Annotated in this window: 18 protein-coding genes; 13 read left to right on the top strand and 5 right to left on the bottom strand. The window is 61.7% G+C overall.

Going from position 1 to position 16,059, the window contains the following annotated elements; genetic code table 11:
* Positions 1 to 19 precede the first annotated feature (19 nt).
* The 4 genes from IYX23_RS06260 (at position 20) to IYX23_RS06245 (ending at position 2,587) form a co-directional block, all read left to right on the top strand.
* Positions 20 to 844: a hypothetical protein gene (locus IYX23_RS06260; protein WP_210330475.1), complete on the top strand. Its 825-nt coding sequence runs from the start codon at positions 20 to 22 to the stop codon at positions 842 to 844.
* Positions 837 to 1,571, top strand: a complete 735-nt coding sequence (locus IYX23_RS06255) for a GIY-YIG nuclease family protein (protein ID WP_124740538.1) — start codon at positions 837 to 839, stop codon at positions 1,569 to 1,571. The genes IYX23_RS06260 and IYX23_RS06255 overlap by 8 nt, the downstream gene beginning before the upstream one ends.
* A gap of 138 nt (positions 1,572 to 1,709) precedes the next feature.
* Complete coding sequence (locus IYX23_RS06250; protein ID WP_164479496.1) at positions 1,710 to 1,865, top strand: hypothetical protein; 156 nt, start codon at positions 1,710 to 1,712, stop codon at positions 1,863 to 1,865.
* A 65-nt stretch (positions 1,866 to 1,930) separates the two neighbouring features.
* The gene (locus IYX23_RS06245; RefSeq protein WP_348643634.1) at positions 1,931 to 2,587 is read left to right on the top strand and encodes a phospholipase D-like domain-containing protein; all 657 of its coding nucleotides are present in this window, start codon (positions 1,931 to 1,933) and stop codon (positions 2,585 to 2,587) included.
* 85 nt (positions 2,588 to 2,672) lie between these two features.
* Here IYX23_RS06245 and IYX23_RS06240 read toward each other — a convergent pair whose 3' ends face one another.
* The 3 genes from IYX23_RS06240 to IYX23_RS06230 are packed head-to-tail and all read right to left on the bottom strand — an operon-like array spanning position 2,673 to position 4,190.
* Positions 2,673 to 3,089, bottom strand: coding sequence for a hypothetical protein (locus tag IYX23_RS06240; protein ID WP_124740537.1), 417 nt, complete (start codon positions 3,087 to 3,089; stop codon positions 2,673 to 2,675).
* A 4-nt stretch (positions 3,090 to 3,093) separates the two neighbouring features.
* A complete protein-coding gene (locus tag IYX23_RS06235; RefSeq protein ID WP_124740536.1) occupies positions 3,094 to 3,780 on the bottom strand; it encodes a P-loop NTPase in 687 nt (228 codons plus the stop codon).
* Positions 3,781 to 3,791: 11 nt separating this feature from the next.
* Positions 3,792 to 4,190 (bottom strand): hypothetical protein, encoded by a 399-nt coding sequence (locus IYX23_RS06230; protein ID WP_124740535.1) that lies wholly within the window; start codon positions 4,188 to 4,190, stop codon positions 3,792 to 3,794.
* A gap of 417 nt (positions 4,191 to 4,607) precedes the next feature.
* Here IYX23_RS06230 and mobC point away from each other — a divergent pair, with 417 nt between their 5' ends.
* Positions 4,608 to 5,015: a plasmid mobilization relaxosome protein MobC gene (mobC, locus tag IYX23_RS06225; protein WP_164479495.1), complete on the top strand. Its 408-nt coding sequence runs from the start codon at positions 4,608 to 4,610 to the stop codon at positions 5,013 to 5,015.
* Positions 5,012 to 7,978: an LPD7 domain-containing protein gene (locus IYX23_RS06220; protein ID WP_154454024.1), complete on the top strand. Its 2,967-nt coding sequence runs from the start codon at positions 5,012 to 5,014 to the stop codon at positions 7,976 to 7,978. Before mobC ends, IYX23_RS06220 begins: the two co-directional genes overlap by 4 nt.
* A gap of 137 nt (positions 7,979 to 8,115) precedes the next feature.
* On the opposite strand, the gene IYX23_RS06215 is transcribed toward IYX23_RS06220, so the two are convergent.
* The gene (locus tag IYX23_RS06215) at positions 8,116 to 9,363 is read right to left on the bottom strand and encodes a HipA domain-containing protein (protein ID WP_154454025.1); all 1,248 of its coding nucleotides are present in this window, start codon (positions 9,361 to 9,363) and stop codon (positions 8,116 to 8,118) included.
* Complete coding sequence (locus tag IYX23_RS06210) at positions 9,356 to 9,691, bottom strand: helix-turn-helix transcriptional regulator (protein ID WP_154454026.1); 336 nt, start codon at positions 9,689 to 9,691, stop codon at positions 9,356 to 9,358. Before IYX23_RS06210 ends, IYX23_RS06215 begins: the two co-directional genes overlap by 8 nt.
* Positions 9,692 to 9,882: 191 nt before the next feature.
* Between IYX23_RS06210 and IYX23_RS06205 the strand changes: the two genes are divergently transcribed.
* The 7 genes from IYX23_RS06205 to IYX23_RS06175 all read left to right on the top strand — a co-directional run bounded on the left by IYX23_RS06205 (position 9,883) and on the right by IYX23_RS06175 (position 16,021).
* Positions 9,883 to 10,560, top strand: coding sequence for a hypothetical protein (locus tag IYX23_RS06205; RefSeq protein WP_154454027.1), 678 nt, complete (start codon positions 9,883 to 9,885; stop codon positions 10,558 to 10,560).
* A complete protein-coding gene (locus IYX23_RS06200) occupies positions 10,542 to 11,366 on the top strand; it encodes a PP2C family serine/threonine-protein phosphatase (protein WP_154454028.1) in 825 nt (274 codons plus the stop codon). The genes IYX23_RS06205 and IYX23_RS06200 overlap by 19 nt, the downstream gene beginning before the upstream one ends.
* Positions 11,366 to 13,312 (top strand): hypothetical protein, encoded by a 1,947-nt coding sequence (locus tag IYX23_RS06195; protein ID WP_154454029.1) that lies wholly within the window; start codon positions 11,366 to 11,368, stop codon positions 13,310 to 13,312. Before IYX23_RS06200 ends, IYX23_RS06195 begins: the two co-directional genes overlap by 1 nt.
* A 98-nt stretch (positions 13,313 to 13,410) precedes the next feature.
* Positions 13,411 to 13,749 (top strand): invasion associated locus B family protein, encoded by a 339-nt coding sequence (locus IYX23_RS06190; RefSeq protein ID WP_154454030.1) that lies wholly within the window; start codon positions 13,411 to 13,413, stop codon positions 13,747 to 13,749.
* A 15-nt stretch (positions 13,750 to 13,764) separates the two neighbouring features.
* A complete protein-coding gene (locus tag IYX23_RS06185) occupies positions 13,765 to 14,445 on the top strand; it encodes an SOS response-associated peptidase (protein ID WP_154454031.1) in 681 nt (226 codons plus the stop codon).
* The gene (locus IYX23_RS06180) at positions 14,442 to 14,735 is read left to right on the top strand and encodes a DUF3761 domain-containing protein (RefSeq protein WP_154454032.1); all 294 of its coding nucleotides are present in this window, start codon (positions 14,442 to 14,444) and stop codon (positions 14,733 to 14,735) included. The genes IYX23_RS06185 and IYX23_RS06180 overlap by 4 nt, the downstream gene beginning before the upstream one ends.
* 386 nt (positions 14,736 to 15,121) lie before the next feature.
* Positions 15,122 to 16,021: a zincin-like metallopeptidase domain-containing protein gene (locus tag IYX23_RS06175; protein WP_154454033.1), complete on the top strand. Its 900-nt coding sequence runs from the start codon at positions 15,122 to 15,124 to the stop codon at positions 16,019 to 16,021.
* Positions 16,022 to 16,059 lie beyond the last annotated feature (38 nt).

Here is a 16,059-nt window from a genome sequence, read left to right as displayed (position 1 = left end):
TTGCGAGCAGGACCCAAGCGTGCGCCAGCAGATCGCAGAATTTGCTGAAGTGCTCAAGACCCAAGCGCATAAACTCGGCGACCACGGGCTTGCGGAAAAAGACTTCTACGCCTCGCCGATTTTCCGCGGCGCTATTCAACAGGTGCGCGGAGAGTTTGCCGCAGCGATGCGAGGTAAGCGGGAGTTCGTCCAGCATGTTCTCAATCACATGGAGGACCGAGGCTTCATCGCGGGCTGGGACCGCGCCAAGCGCGGCGTGTTGCATGACTATGTTGTGACGCTACCAAGCAGACGAACGGCAATCATCGACCTGAAAGGCTGTTTGGATGGCGACAACTCGAAAATTTTCGAGCGCCCGGAAGGCGCAGATGAATTTATCATTTGGAGCCTGTGCACCAATGTCGGCGCCGACCCGCGGCGCAACGCCTGGTCCGGGGTTCATACGCGCATAAGCGCTCAGATCATCGCGCGCAATCAGCGCGTCGATGGCCTCGTCATCTGGGATATGGTGTGTGGAACGATCGGACGCGCCTGTCCGAAGCTGTTGGGTGAGAGCGATGCCAGAACGACAGTGATCGGTCCTTTCTGTGCGCCGCCGCCGTGCATCTATCTTTTCCCGTCTTCCATACCCTCTGCTGAGGCGCCGAAAGTCGGCGCGCAATCACTGCTGACCGTCGAACTCCTCGCTGCATTCCATTCCTGCTTTGGAGGTCGCGATAACGAGATTAATCATGTCAGCTTCGAAATCGCCTCGCTCGGCGATGAGACGATGCGGCGCACGACGATCGAACGAGGAGGCGTGGTGGAGCATTCCTCCGACATGACGGCGATCCGACATGCCTAATCCGAACGAGCCCGCTCCTCGTCGCGATCCCGATTTCATAAACTTTCCACCGTTCGAGACTGAGGATCTGCGAGCCAATCTGGCGAGGTTTCTGGATACATCGTTCGAAGAGGCCGTGGGGCAGACTCGCCGTGTCGGGAATTACAAATGGGGCGTCTACGCCTTCTTCGATTATGACGGCGAACCGATCTATGTTGGGCAGACGAATGAGATGCTACGCACGCGCATTCGTCGTCACCTGACCAATCAACGCACTGATGCTGTTGCCATGTCAGTGCTTGACCCGTTCGAAGTGCTCGAAATCGAGGTCTGGCCGCTGCCACAATATCAGGAGACAAGTGGCAAGGATGCTGACGCGCGCAAGCACCTGGATGCTTTGGAGCGATTGATCACGCAGCGCGCGGTTGATCGGTCAGAGTTCAAAGCGATCCTGAACGAGAAGGATCCACCGCCTGGGTCGCTCGTCGTCGAAGCGCCCCGATCTTTGCGCGCGAGAATCGTTTCCGATCGCGTTTACGAGCTCCGATCACATCCCGATTTTCGGATCGCTCGAAGAGCGCTCATTATTTCGCGGCTTGCTCAGGTGATCTCCGAGCGAAAGGTCCAGGGTGGATTACGACGCGTATTGCTGACACAGGCCTTGCGTCTTCAGTGGTTGGCGTCGCGTCGCTATGACGCGCTGGGTGGCGCTGCGTCGGTTGAGCAAGAAGGCGATGAAGATGGTTGACCGCGTGCAGCGAAAATATTTTGGATTTCGGTGACAAATTGGAGCCGTCGTCCTGACTTGCCGCTCCCACAACACGCCTGCCATTGTGACTTCGTCGTGTGGAGGCGGGTCGGGATCTGCTCGTCAAAGGATACGTCAATGGATTGGCGAGGACAACAAAACCGAGAAGACGACGAGGAAGCGCGCTGGCGGCAGCTTCCATTCCGCGAGCGCTATAACTGGCGGGTTGTATTCACATCGATCGGCTCGGCCATCGTCGTCCTCATTTTTATCATCTGGAGCCAGTGGCAGTGATCCACCGGCGCTGGTTTCGGATCGTTGTTGGCGCTTCCCTCCTCTGCGGCATCGGCTTCTTGCCCGTGCGCGCCGGCGATGTGGAAATCCACTACGCGCCTGATGAAAACCTTGAGCGCATCGACGTCGACCTGATCCGCTTGGCGCGCGCGAAGATCGACATGGCGGTCTACTCGCTCACGGACTGGGCCGTCGTCGACGCGTTGATCGAGGCGCGCCGGCGCGGGGTCGCCCTCCGCATCGTCCTAGACCCAGGCCAGCAGCACGCGCTCGACCGGCTTCGCTCCATTGCCGACGATGTCCGGATGAAACCGGCGGGCGCATACATGCACCTGAAGTCCTATGCCGTCGATGGGCGCCTTCTTCGGTCGGGATCGGCCAACCTGTCGGCCTCCGGGCTCAGGCAGCAGGATAATGATCTCGTCGTTCTACACGACCCGTCTGCGGCGAAGTCCTTCGAGGCGCGCTTCCAGCAGCTATGGAATGTTTCCCGGCCGCTTCCCAACTCTGCCGCTTACGCCGAGCCGGCGTCAAAGGACGCGCCGACGCCGTCCAAGGACTGCGCCATCAAGGGCAACGTCAACCGCAAGGGCAAGAAAATCTTCCACGTACCCGGCAGTCGCGACTACGCCCGCGTCACCATCACGGGCGCCGAAGAACGTATGTTCTGCTCCGTGGCGGAAGCGACAGCGGCAGGCTGGAGGCCGGCGGCGGGAAAATAGCGACGGTGTACGGACTGGCCTCGGTCATCATCCCTGTCGAGTTCGCATCCCTGCAACCCGTTGTCGATGACAGCCGGGGCGCCTCTTACGGCGCCAGCGCGCGCCCAATCGCGATTCCGGTGACGACGAGGGCCGCGCCAACCGCCATCCCATAGGCGAGCCACTGCGTCGCCTGCCGTCGCGCCACGTCTCGCGCGACGTCTTGCGCCGCGAGCGCGACGGCGCGGGCGAGGTCGGCCTTGGCCTGTTCGACCCCGGCGCGCATTTGCGCGTCCGCCGTCTCGCGCGTGCGCGTCATGATGGCCGCCGCCTCGGTGGCAATCGCCTTCGGGAACTGGCGATAGAGGCTGTCGTAATATTGAAGCGCGAAGATGACGAGCCACAGCGCGTCATTGTCGCGAAGCCCGAGAACTTCCTTCACACGACGAAGCTGTCGGCGTTCTGTTTCCGTCGCCGTCCGGCCGATCAGCTTTTCAAAGCCGGTCGCGTCGTGGGCTTCCATGCCATCAGCCATTCGGCACGACCGCCGAAAAGACGCCATCGACCTGCGCGAGCCAACGTTTCAATTCGGCGCGATTGCCGATCGGCATATCGGCGAGCGCCTTTCGAATGCTGAGGCGCTTGCTGTAGAGGTCATCGCTCACACGGTCCGCCATATCTGGAAAGAGGATGCTCTTGCCGCCCCTCCCCTCGATCGCTTTGCGCGTCTTCGAGCCGTTATAGAGCTCGAACTTCTCATCCGCGCCGAAGTAGCCGTTCTTGACGACGTGAACGGTCGAATTGGGGATCGCTTCGAGAAAATCCTGCAATAGCTCCAAGGAGTCCCGTTGACGATTGACGACCCACAAGGTCACCAGGCGCCGCTTCAGTTCATCGAGGGTGCCGCTCAGCGTGACGCCGTAGGCCCCTACCCCCTGGTTGTTGCGCGCCGCCGTATTGACGATAACGGTCTTGTCCGCGTTTTCGTCACAGAGATTGACGAGCCGAATCCAGCCGTCGGCATCGTCCAGATTGACACCCTCGCACGGGATCTCTTTCTCATAGTTCTGCATGACGTCAGGATTTGACGTGTCGGCATCGACCACGACAACCGCCTCGCCGCGCGCCGTGAGAAAATGGATGAGCGCCATTGTCACCATGGACTTGCCGACACCGCCCTTGCTGCCGCCGATCATGTAAATCGCCTTATCCATTCGCCGATCTCCTAGATTTCATCGCGGTCGCGACGCACGCGGAAGGACGACGCGCGCGGCACAGGTTCAGACTCGATGGTCCCGGTGGATACGGGCCTTGTAATTTCCGATGACGTAGGCACCCGCATTTTCCCATTCGCGCGGAAGGGATGGCTTCCCCGCTTAGAGCCGCGCCGGGCCTTTTGTTCGGCAAGCTGTCTCAGCACCCGAAATAGCGAGGGAGCCGAAATCATAATGCCCTGCTCTCTGAGGTAATCGAGAAGTTGAGCATTCGTCAGTCCGCGGCCTTTCGCCTTCATCAAAGGCCCATAGATCGCGCCAATTTGTTCGCGCAGCGTGAGCCGACGGTTCGGCTTCAGCGCGTTAATCCCCTCCTTCAGACGCTGCAGGTCCTCACCGGTGAGCTTCATGCGAGCCTCTAATAAAATGGCAACTATTTAGACCCACTCCCTTCCTTACGCAAGACCTTTATGACAACGATGCGAGAGCATCTTGGAGATCGAGCTAATATGCGCCTGATGCGACGGTGAGAATTTTATGCGAGTCCGCTGGGTCTCTGTGTGAGACGCTTTCGATGTTGATCTAAGAGCCTCGTGAGACTCTCTTGATAGTGCGCTGAGAGTGTTCCGAGACTGCTTTGAAAACCGCACAAAGCCTCGAAAAACGTTGAGAAAATGAGGGTTTTGCCGTATACAAAGCGAAGAGTGGTGATGAGTGGCAGGATAGGGATTTTGTGAAACAAAATCTGTATGTGCGCTCGCCGCGCCGGCCATGTTCGCGTCCGGCAGTTTGCCAAAGGCAAACCGGACGCTAAGGACGATCGACGAATGGCGGACAAGCGACATTACGATCGGCGCAAGACGCGATTTATCGGTTTCCGCGTCGATGAGACGGAGGCGGCGGCGTTTCTGTCATTCTGCGAAGCGAGGAATCTGACGACAACAGAAGCGCTGCGTCGCATGGTTCGCGCGGCCAGCGACATGGGGCCGACGTTTGACGGCGAAGGACGCGTCGAAGTCGTCGAATTGACGCGACAGCTGCGCGCGATCGGCGTTAATCTCAATCAAGCCGTTCATCATATGAACGCGGGCAACGCTTTCCCGGGAGAGAATGTGCGCGCGTGGCTTATCGAAGCGCATGGGATCATGCGGACGCTCGACGCGCTCTACGCGTCATTGACGTATCGAGCGCGGAGACGCGCCGAGACGGCGATCGAGAAGGACTGCGCCTCATGACGACTCTCGCGGCGCTTGATCTTTCGATTCTGACGGAAGGCTTGCAGCGTCGTCTTGCGGCGAAGAATCGGGCGGCGCTGGACGATCTTGCGGCTGCGGTGCAATCGGCTGAGCGTTACCGCGCGCAAACAGCCAACAGCTCGCGCGCGGCGCCCCGGCCCCGACACGACGAGCGGCCGGACACAGGGCCGCGCGCGCCGGCGCCAGGCGAGAAGTCCCGGGCCGACGATGAATTGCGCGTGAAGCGCGCGGTCGCAGCGAAGGGCAGCGTTTCGCAGACCGACGTCTCGGCGCGTGCGCCCGCCGCGGTTGCGCAAACGGCGCGACCCTCATCGCCGGCACTGGGCGGCCGCGCGCCGGCGACGGGCGCAGCGATCGCATCCGTGCGGTCCGCCTTGATCGCGAAGGCTAATCTTGCGGCCGGCTCGCAGGCGGCGGTCGTCAAGATCGCGAGTTTCGGTTCTGGCGCGGCACGGGCGAAATCGCTTCTGAACTATCAGAGCGACAAGGGCGAACTGACGCTGGAGCGCCATGATGGGTTGATGATCACCGGGCAGCGCTCCGTCGCCGACTTCGCCGCCACGTGGCGCGCCGAAGATGGCCGCGCGCCGTCCAACGACGTGCTGCAGTTCGCAATGCGGTTCGACCGCAGGCTGGAGGCAACGCAGGCGCAAGACGCGCTTACGGAGGCTCTTCGCGGCCATCACTATGCATGGCGGCTTTCGCAGCATGGCGCGCATAGCCGCGTCGACATCGTCATGACGGCCGCGAGTCGCGAGCGCAATGCGGGCGGCCGGCTTCACCGGATCTACGACAATCAGCGGTCGATTGACGGTTTGCGCGATCGGTTGGAGGGCGCATTCGGCCGGGACGCCGAATTTACCGACCCGAAATGGGCGCATGGGGTCGAGGGCGCCACGACGGCGCTGGCTCGACTTACCCGCGGCGGTGAGATCGAGGTATTTGGGCCGGACGGCCGTGTGCTCAAAGATGAAGCCGAGCGCCTCGCGCGCGAGCTGCCGAACCGCCCACCGCGCGCCGCGTCGCGTGAGGCCAATGTCAGCCTGGAAATCGCCAAATCCTGGCGGCCGCATATGCGATCGAGCGCGCCGCGCGACTTTGCGCATGTCATTTTGAGCGCCAAGCCCGGCACGGACAAAGCGGCGTTTATGGACGCCGCGCGGGCGACCCTGGCGCGCGCGTTTGCCGGACATGAGTATGTTTTCGTGATGCATACGAACCGAGAGCATATTCATGTGCATGCGGCGGTTCGACTTGTCCGGGACGACGGCAAGCGGCTCGACCCAAAAATTCAGGATTTTTCGCGCTGGCGCGACACGCTCGCGGCCGAAGCCCGCGTCCGCGGGATCGCCATGGAGAATGTCCGGCGGTTCGATCAGGCGCACGCGCCAGCCTACAAGCTTAAAGACGTGAAGATGCTGGCGCGTGGCATTGCGCCGCCGAGCGTTCGCCGGCGCATCGAGCGTGTGAAGAACCGTGAAATTCACAGACCGACGCGCGAGGAAGGCCGGCGGCGCGCGCAGGATGCCGCCCGCCAATGGCGGAACGTCGCCGCCCTGTCGCCGCGTCGATCGCCGCCGCCAGCGCCGGGCGCCGTGCGCCTTTATCGTCTCGACAGCGGCGGCGATCGTCGCGGCGCGCTGTTTGCCGCCGATATGGAGACGGCTGCGGCTTATGCGAAGCCAGGTGTCGCCGCACGGATAATTTATGTGGACGTGCCGGCCGCTCGAGTAACCGAGCTGAAATCCTCGCGAACGCAGCCCGGCAAAGTTTTTGTCGTGCCGCGCGCCATCAGCGCTCTAAGCCGACCGTTGGACGGCGCGCCGAGCGCCGCTATCGCGCATTTTCAGCACCGCGCCCAGAGCGCTCTAAGCGGTCGCGCGCCGTCGACCGACATAGAGGAGAAAGGCCCCATGCGAACAACCGAAACGATGATCGCCGCGCGCGACAGCATGGCCGATACGATTGCGAAAATCGACAAGGCGCTTCCCGACGATGAGGCGCGCGCGCAATTCGCCGAACAGTCGCGCCGGCTACTCGACAAGGCCGACGAAGCCATCGCCGCGCAAACCAATCTCGAACAGCAAAAGGCGGATGTGCAGGGCGACCGCTACGTGAAGCCGGAGCCCGCGCGTGACCTCGGGCCGATTATCACGTTCGAGCGTAAGGGCGACGAGATCCATTACCACCGACACGATGCGACCGGCGCGCTGCAAGTGCTTGCCTTTGTCGACAATGGGAAGCAGCTCGATATTCGCGACTGGAATAACGCGGATTCCGTCAACGCCGCGCTCAAAGTGGCGTCCGAAAAGTGGGAAACGCTCAACATCACCGGGAGCGACGCTTACAAGGAGACGGTCGCGCGGCACGCCGCCGAGCATGGCTATAAAATCACAAATCCCGAGATGCAGGATCGCATTCGCGAACTTCGCGCCGAGATCGAAATGAACCGCGCGCGGATTGCCGAAGGCCAGGGCCAGTCGGATGAAAATCAGCAGGCCGCGCCCATGGCGCGGCAAGACAAACGAGACGAACCCGCCCGCGCCGAAGGTCCGACCTCGACGGCGGCCGAGCGCGAAATGCGCCTACAGGATATTCGCGGGCGAGTGGATCGCGAAGCGGCGCGCGAAACGGAACAAGGCAACCGCGCGCAGGCCGGCAAGGAAGCAAAGGCTGCGCAAACGAACGACCAGCCCCGCGATCGCTCGCAGGGCGAGGCCGCAAGCGCGCGTGAAGCTGATCGATCCATGGAGGACAACACGCGCCGCGAAATGCCCGCCGATCCCCGACAGAGCGAGCAGATGCAGAACCTTCGCGACCAGCAATCGCGCGTGCTGAAACAGGAGGAAGAGCAGCGGCGCGTCGATCAGGAGAATGCGGCGCGCATCAATCGCGAGCTGGCGCAGCCTAGGCGGTCGGAATCCGAGGGCGAAAGCCGATAGTGTTGCTCGGACCTGCAGCTTCAGGTCGCTCCTCCTGCGCTCAGCTGGTCATGTCTTCGACGAGGTCGACGGCAGTGACGTCGATCGGCGCGCCTGGCGCAGAACCCAATGGTCTGCGAGGAAACAGGACGGACTGGTCAAAGCGCGAGCGCCCGCTTGAGATCATCGTGCTCAAAAGCGCTGGCCATGCGGGTGATCTCGGCCGAGCGCGCTCCGACAGCCTTGGCGGCGTCACGCCATGTCGCCGTCACCGCCGCGACCTCCTTGATGATTGCGCGTGCCTGCGGCAGCGTCAGCGCGAAATACTCTGAAGCCTTCTCCAGAAGATCGAGCGAGCACGTGCCCTCGTCGAGGTCGATGTTTGTCGTCAGTACGCGCGCCCTGAGGTCCGTTGGCGTCGGATTGAGGTCATAGGCGGGCGAGAGCGACCATCCTGCCTTGCCGAGCCAGAGGAAGCCGTGGTTGCGCAGATGATCATCGACATTGGAGATCAGCACATTGAAGACGACGCGCCGGTAGAGTGCGTGGGCGTCGGCCTTTCCCTGCGCGCCATGTTGGGCAAGGGCATCTACAATCTCGGGGTAGCTGCCACGCTCGCCATCCTTGGCGCCCATCATCGCCATAGCGGACAGGAACGGGAGGCGGATCGCGCCGTGGCGATCGAACCGTCGCGACAGCATGGCCGCTTTGCCGGCAACGTCGACGAGTTCATGTTGCGGCGTGACGATGCCGGCTTGGCCGGCCAGCCGCAGCGCGATCCCCTCCCAGGTCTCTATGCTGTAATCATCGGTCTCCTTGGGAAACTTGGCGATGGAGAGTTGGCCGTGTTGGTCGATGATTGACGCCTTCGGCCGCGCGCCGCCGAGGGAGGAGCCGGGCGCGAAGATGAGTTGAAGGTCGTCGGCTGTTTCCTCGTCCCGGAGAATCCGCTCGGTGATCTGGAGCAGACGACCAAGCTCGATCAGGGCTGGCACGCCTGCCCCGATCGGCGCCTGGAAGACCTCGTCACCGACCCGACGAAACCGGAGCGCGCCAAGCCGGGTCTCATCGGCGACTCCCAGCAGGTAGTCGCTTTCCGAGAGCGTACGGACAGCGCGGCCTTCGCGTTCGGCGAGCCGACGTTCCGCACGCTGCATCAACCGCCGACCCCAGGTGTCTGGCGCAGAGTCTCCGATCGAGCCGAAAGTCGCGAGACCGGCAGGAGGCGCGAAGGCGCCGCGGGTCAATGCGAGAGCAGGCTGAAGCGAGAAGCGGTCCGCGTCATCGAGCCAGGCGTCGTCATATTCGAAGAGGATCGTCTCCACGCCCCGGACGCGATTGCTCCTCGCCCTTCCGACCGGGCGCGTGCGTCCCTTGAGATCGATGTCGACTTCGAAGTCAGCCATCGCGAGGCGATCCCTTTGGCCGCTTGAGGTGGACGCGCTTGGGCAGGTCGGCGCTCGCAAGCGCTTGGCCGACGCTGTCATTGCCGATGTCGGCGACTTCGCTCAGCCCGTCGAGCAACCCAAGCGCCTGGAGGACTCCGGCATAAATGCCGATGCTGACGTTGGTGTCCCCGGCCTCGACCCTTTGCAGGGTCGATCGGGAGGTGAAGGCGCGTTCGGCCACCACAGCCATCGGCAGCCGCCGGCGTCGGCGGGCGTCGTGAATGTCCGCCCCGAGCTTGCGTAGCGCACGGCGCACTGCGGCGGGAGGATTGTGAGGAGTGGGCACTTGGAGCCTTGGCGCTACAGAAAACATAATTGTGTAGCACAAAGATTACAATTTGCCTAGATGTAAGCGCCGGTCCGTCGGCGATCAGAGGCGTTACCTCCCATTCGAGACGCAGGCGCGGCGACCGGACGGTCCCTTGACGATCCGGAAATGCATGGAGTCATTATGGCGAAAGTTTCAAGGAGGCCCGAATGTCCAGTTTCGATCAGATCCCATTCAACGCGGATGATTTCACCGACAATCCGGAGCCGCGTTGTCCATGTCTTTTGCTGCTGGACACTTCCGTTTCCATGCGGGGCCGACCAATCGACGAGCTGAATGCCGGCCTGATTGCTTTCAAGGACGAGTTGATGAGCGACAGTCTCGCTGCCAAGCGAGTCGAAATCGGCATCGTGGGCTTTGGCCCCGTCCAAACGATATCGGAATTTGCGACCGCCGATATATTCGTCCCGCCGACGCTGTCGGTAATCGGGGATACCCCGATGGGCGCCGCAATAACTCAGGGACTCGAACTCGTCCGGCAACGAAAGGAAGTCTACAAGAGTAACGGCGTCGCCTATTACCGCCCGTGGATTTTCCTGATCACGGATGGCGGACCGACCGACTCTTGGCGACACGCCGCAGATATGGTTCGCGAGGGCGAACAATCCAAGGCATTCCAATTCTATGCGGTCGGCGTCGAAGGAGCCAATTTCGAAACGCTTGCTCAGATCTCCGTCCGTCAGCCGTTGAAGCTGAAAGGTTTGCAGTTTCGCGAACTCTTCCAGTGGCTCTCCAACTCGCTCGGGTCGGTATCTCACTCGCAACCCGGCGACGCCGTGCCGCTCGCGAACCCGACGGCGCCTGACGGATGGGCTTTTGCCGGATGATCCATAGCGGATGGCGGATTGCAGCCGCCTCGGCGATTGGTTCGTCGCATGTAAAGCAAGGGACGGTTTGTCAAGACAGCCATGCCTGCCAAGTCCTGACGGACCGCGACGGCGGAACGGTGATAGCGCTCGTCGTTTCAGATGGAGCCGGCAGCGCCGCCTTGGCGGACGAAGGGTCCGATTTGGCATGCCGAACCATCGTAGAGGCCGTCGAGGTCTTCCTCGCTCGCGGGGGACGAGTCTCGGACCTCTGCCTCGACGAGGCCCGCTCTTGGGTCGAAATGGTCCAGGAGGCCATCTCCCTTCGCGCCACGGACGCGGGGACAACCCTGCGGGATTACGCGTGCACTCTTCTCGTCGCCGTCATCGGGGAGGACGGCGCCGCTTTCTTGCAGGTCGGCGATGGCGCGATGGTCGTCGCCGACGAGGGAGGCGAATGGGCATGGGTGCATTGGCCGCAACGAGGCGTCTACGCCAATTCGACCTTTTTCGTCACGGAGAGCGGCGCCGCGGACCGTATGGCTTTCGACCTCGTTCCAAGGAAGGTTGACGAAGTCGCGCTATTCACAGATGGCATCGAGTCTCTGGTCCTGCATTATGCGACCAAGAGCGTCCACGCCCCGTTCTTCGAGAAGATTTTCGGTCCCGTGAGATTGTCGACGGCAGAAGGCCTCGACGTCGCATTGTCCGGCGGGCTGGAGCGGTACCTATCCTCGCCCGCGGTATGTGACCGAACCGACGACGACAAGACCCTCATCCTCGCGACAAGAGTCGAGGCGGCTGAACGCCCTGCCGAAGCGTCATAATGACAAAGCCGCTGCCCAAGGTCCGAGATTCCAAGGGATCTGTTACTCTCGGGCGACTGCTTGGACGAGGCGGAGAAGGCACCGTCTACGAAATCGCAGACCGAAGCGGCCAAGTAGCGAAGCTCTATCATCAAGACGTCTCCTCGGAAAAGGCATCCAAGATCGAGACGATGGCGTCGTTGCAAAACGACCGCCTGCTTTCGTTGGCCGCATGGCCGCTAGATCTGTTGCGCTCCACCGACGGCAAGCCTGTGGGCCTGCTAATGCCGCGCGTCGACGGCCACAAGGACATCCACAACCTCTACAGTCCACGCAGCCGCAAGGCCGAGTTTCCTGCCGCAGACTGGCGGTTTCTAATCCGATCTGCCGCGAATACGGCCCGCGCTTTCGCCGCCATTCACGAAACCGGGTGCGTGATCGGCGACGTCAACCATGGCGGCGTCTGCGTCTCGGACAAGGCGACAGTCCGTCTGATCGATTGCGACTCGTTCCAAGTCAGTGTCGGCGCGCGTCGATACCTTTGCGAGGTCGGCGTGCCGACGTTCACGCCGCCTGAGCTTCAGGGGAAACGTTTCCGCGGCGTCGTCCGAACGCCGAACCACGATAACTTTGGGCTGGCGATCCTCATTTTCCATCTGTTGTTCATGGGACGCCACCCGTTCGCTGGCCGGTTCCTCGGGCGCGGAGACATGAGCATCGAGAAAGCGATTGCGGAATTCCGCTTCGCATACGGCGCCAACAGTTCCACGTTCCAAATGGAGCCGCCTCCGAACGTGCCACCCATTGGCATTGCCTCCCCGGCTATCGCCTCGCTGATCGAACGCGCCTTCGCACAGAGCGGCGTACAAGATGGCCGTCGGCCAACCGCGAAGGAATGGGTCGCGGATCTGGATAACCTGGAGAAGCAGACCAAGGCCTGTCGCATCAACGCTTCTCATTATTACGTTGGCGGGCTTGATCATTGTCCGTGGTGCAGATTGGAGGCGGCGACCGGCGCCGTTCTGTTCAGTTTCGTGATCAAGACCGCGCCACTAGGCGGCATTACTGGCAGGATCGATGTCGGCTCGGTATGGGCCAGAATAGCGGCGATCCCGTCGCCCGGCCCGGCGCCGAATCTGCCCGATTGGAATAAAACGGCGCCGTCAAAGGAGGCTCTCGCTCTGGGACGACAACGCAGGTTTAGGAATGCCGCGAAATATGCCGGATTGATCGCCATTATCGTAGTCTTGATGGGCGCCATGCCCGCCGCAGCGTTCATCTGGATCGTTGGCGGTCTGTTCGTTCTGTCAGGCGTTTCGAAGCAATCGGGAGACGGCTCGGAGAGCGCCAAGTTCCGCGACGCGGTGGTGCGCGCCGAGGGTCACTTCAAGACGTTGAAGGCACGCTGGGATCAGGATGCCAGCGACCAACGGTTCACGACCCACTTACGCCAACTGCAACATGAAAAGGAGCAGCTTTTGGATCTCCCGAACCTGCGTCGGCGCCGCTATCAGGAACTCGAGAGAGCACGCGAGCGCGATCAGCGAAAACGTTATCTCGAAGCCATCCAGATCGAACCGGCCAAGATCCCCGGAATCGGCCCGGGCCGGAAAGCAATGCTTGCCAGCTACAACATAGAAACGGCTTGGGACGTCAGCGAAGCCCACATCACGAAGGTGCCGGGCTTCGGACCGGCGCTCACGCGCGAACTGATGAAGTGGCGCCAAGTCGTCGAAAGCGGGTTCAGATTCGACGCCTCCAAAGGTGTCGATCCCCGCGACATCGCCGCGCTCGATCGCGACGTCGCCGATATGAAACAAAAATTGGAACAGAGCCTGATCAACGGGCCGCAGGCGCTCACAAAAATTCGTGATCACATTCTGGCTCAGAGAATCGCCTTGAAGCCAAGCATCGAACAAGCTGGGAAAGTCCTCGCGCAAGCCAAGGCTGACCTGAGCGCAATTTAGAATATTTTTTCAACCAGGAAGTCGAGGGGCAAAGATGCGCGTTGGAGGAGTTGAACTATGGCGATGATGCTACGCCCGAACTGTAGCGCGCGCGCTCAATTCCTCGTCGCCATTGCCCTGCCGACGTTCAAGTCATTGTCACTTTTACAAAAATTCCGGCAAGTCCCAACGCTGTCATTCAAATCATTGCGCCGCTGGACACGTTTCTGCTGGAAGGCGCGAGGATGAAAGTCGATCAGGACGAGATCGGTAAGCTTCCCTTCTTCAAGTGTGCGCCGATCGGCTGCGCCGCGGAAGGACCGATCAGCGACGATGTGATCAGCAAGCTTCTGACCGGCAGGAATATCATCATCACGATCTACATTCGTCCCGGCGAAGGGCTTCGGCATGTTCTCTCGCTCGACGGCTTCGCGGATGGATATAAAGCTTTGAAGTGAATTGCGAGCATCATCATGTGCGGTCGTTTCACACAGCGCCTTTCATGGGAAGAGTTGCACAGGCTTGCCGACCTGATCGGGCAGCCCCGCAACCTCGCGCCGCGCTACAATATCGCGCCGACGACCCAGATCGAGGTCCTTCGGCCTGCGGAGACGGGCGGCAACGAGCTCGTCCAGATGCGCTGGGGGCTCGTGCCCGGATGGTGGAAGAAGCCGCTCAAGGATCTTCCTGCAACGTTTAATGCCCGTGCGGAGACGGTCGCCGAGAAGCCTATGTTCCGAACAGCCTTCAAGACGAGACGCTGCATCATTCCCGCCTCGGGCTTTTACGAGGGGACGGGCAAAGCGGGGGCGAAAACGCCGCACTATTTTTCGGCGCGGTCCGGTGAACCGCTCGCCTTCGCCGCATTGTGGGAGCAAGCCAAGCATCCTGGCACAGGCGAGCCTCTCACATCGGCAACAATTATTGTCGGCGCGGCGAACAACTGGATGAACCGTTTCCATGATCGGCAGCCCGTCATTCTCGACTGGCGCGACGCCAACGCATGGATGCGCCGCGATGATCCAGGCGCGCTCCAACGCGCGCCCCTGGAAGATTCCTTGAATGAATGGATTGTGTCGACTCGTGTCAACAAGGCAGGCGCCGGGGACGACGATGCATCGCTTGTTGATCCCGTTGAGACTGTGCTCCTGTGACGCGGGCAATTTTTTTAGCTCTTGGACTTTTATTGAGTGCGAGCTTTGCGCTCGCGAAGTCGCCGCTCAAGCCCGAACTCGCGCCTGGAACGCCAATTGAGTCGCAGCTACAGGAACATGGCCACTATTCCAATTCGAGCGGCGAGGATGTTCACGCGCCAGCACATAGCAGAACCGGCGGCGCGCCGGATGGCGCAAGCGCGCGTTGTCGCGATTCAACCTATAGCTTTTCCCATTCTCGTAGTGGAACTTGCTCGCGGCATGGCGGCGTCGGAGAGTGGTTGCGTTGAAAGCGCGACGCTCGTGTTTCAGAAGCGGACGCTACTCGCTTCGATCAGCGGCAGGCCTTTGGCGTGAACGTCAGCCGTTCCGTTCACCCGATGTGCGGAACCGCTTGTCGCTTCCGCCTCAAACCCAATCGAAGGCGCGCTGAATAGGCGCATGCTATGGTCGTCCGAGTAGGTTCGCGCAGCGCTTACCCCTTCTTCGCGCTCCTCAGCGCCGCACGACCTGAATCATCGGTCTATGCCTGGCAGGCGGGTCCCAGCGCCGCAACGGCGTTGCCGTCTTCCACTTCGTTTCATCCCTGCGGGTGCGGCCCTGTGCTGCCCCCTGCCTCTTCGGCGACCGATCAGGTCGCGGCGGTCGCGGCCGACCAACCGAAGAGGAAAGACACATGTCCCGCGAATCCAGCCTGGACATCCATCAGGAAATCACCAGCCGCATCATCGCCGCCATCGAAGACGGCGCAGGCGAATTCCGGCTCCCCTGGAATCGCGGCGGAGCCTCAGGTCGCCCACGTAACATCGCCTCCGGCAAGCACTACAATGGCGTCAATGTCCTCGCCCTCTGGGTGGCCGCCCTGCATCAAGGCTACGCGCAGCCCATCTGGGGCACCTATCGCCAGTGGCATGAGAAGGGCTGTCAGGTCCGGCGTGGCGAGCAATCCTCGCTCGTCGTCTTCTACAAGACCTTCACCGTCGAGACCGACGGCGAGGACGCTGCTGAGCCCGAAACGGCCGAGCGCTTGCTCGCGCGCGCGAGCTATGTCTTCAACGCCGACCAGGTGGAGGGTTACGCCGCTCCCGAGGAGACGCTTCCCGTTACTCCCCTCTTCTCTCCGATCGACGAGGCCGAGCGTTTCCTCGCCGCTACCGGCGCCCGCGTCACCGAGTCCGGCACGAAGGCCTGCTATCGTCCTTCGACCGACGACATCATGATGCCCGAACGCACCCGCTTCGCCGGCAGCGAGACCATGTCGGCAGGCGAGGCCTTTTACGCGACGCTGATGCATGAGCTGACGCACTGGACGGGCCATGCGTCGCGCTGCGCCCGCGACCTGAAGAATCGCTTCGGCTCTGAAGCTTACGCGATGGAAGAGCTTGTCGCCGAAGTCGGCGCGGCGTTCCTCTGCGCGGATCTGGGCGTCACGCCGGAACTTCGCCCCGATCACGTGAGCTACATCGCCAACTGGCTGACCGTGCTGAAGGCCGACAAGAAGGCGATTTTCACCGCCGCCTCCAAGGCGCAGCAGGCCGCGAATTATCTCACGGTCCTTGCCGGAGAGCGCCCATAGCGCGCATCGCCAATAATCGGCGGAATTACAACGCAGCG

It is taken from the genome of Methylocystis sp. L43, assembly GCF_015709525.1.
Lineage (GTDB): Bacteria > Pseudomonadota > Alphaproteobacteria > Rhizobiales > Beijerinckiaceae > Methylocystis.
The sequence above is the reverse complement of the archived record's forward strand: the minus strand, read 5'-3'. Positions and strand labels throughout refer to the sequence as shown.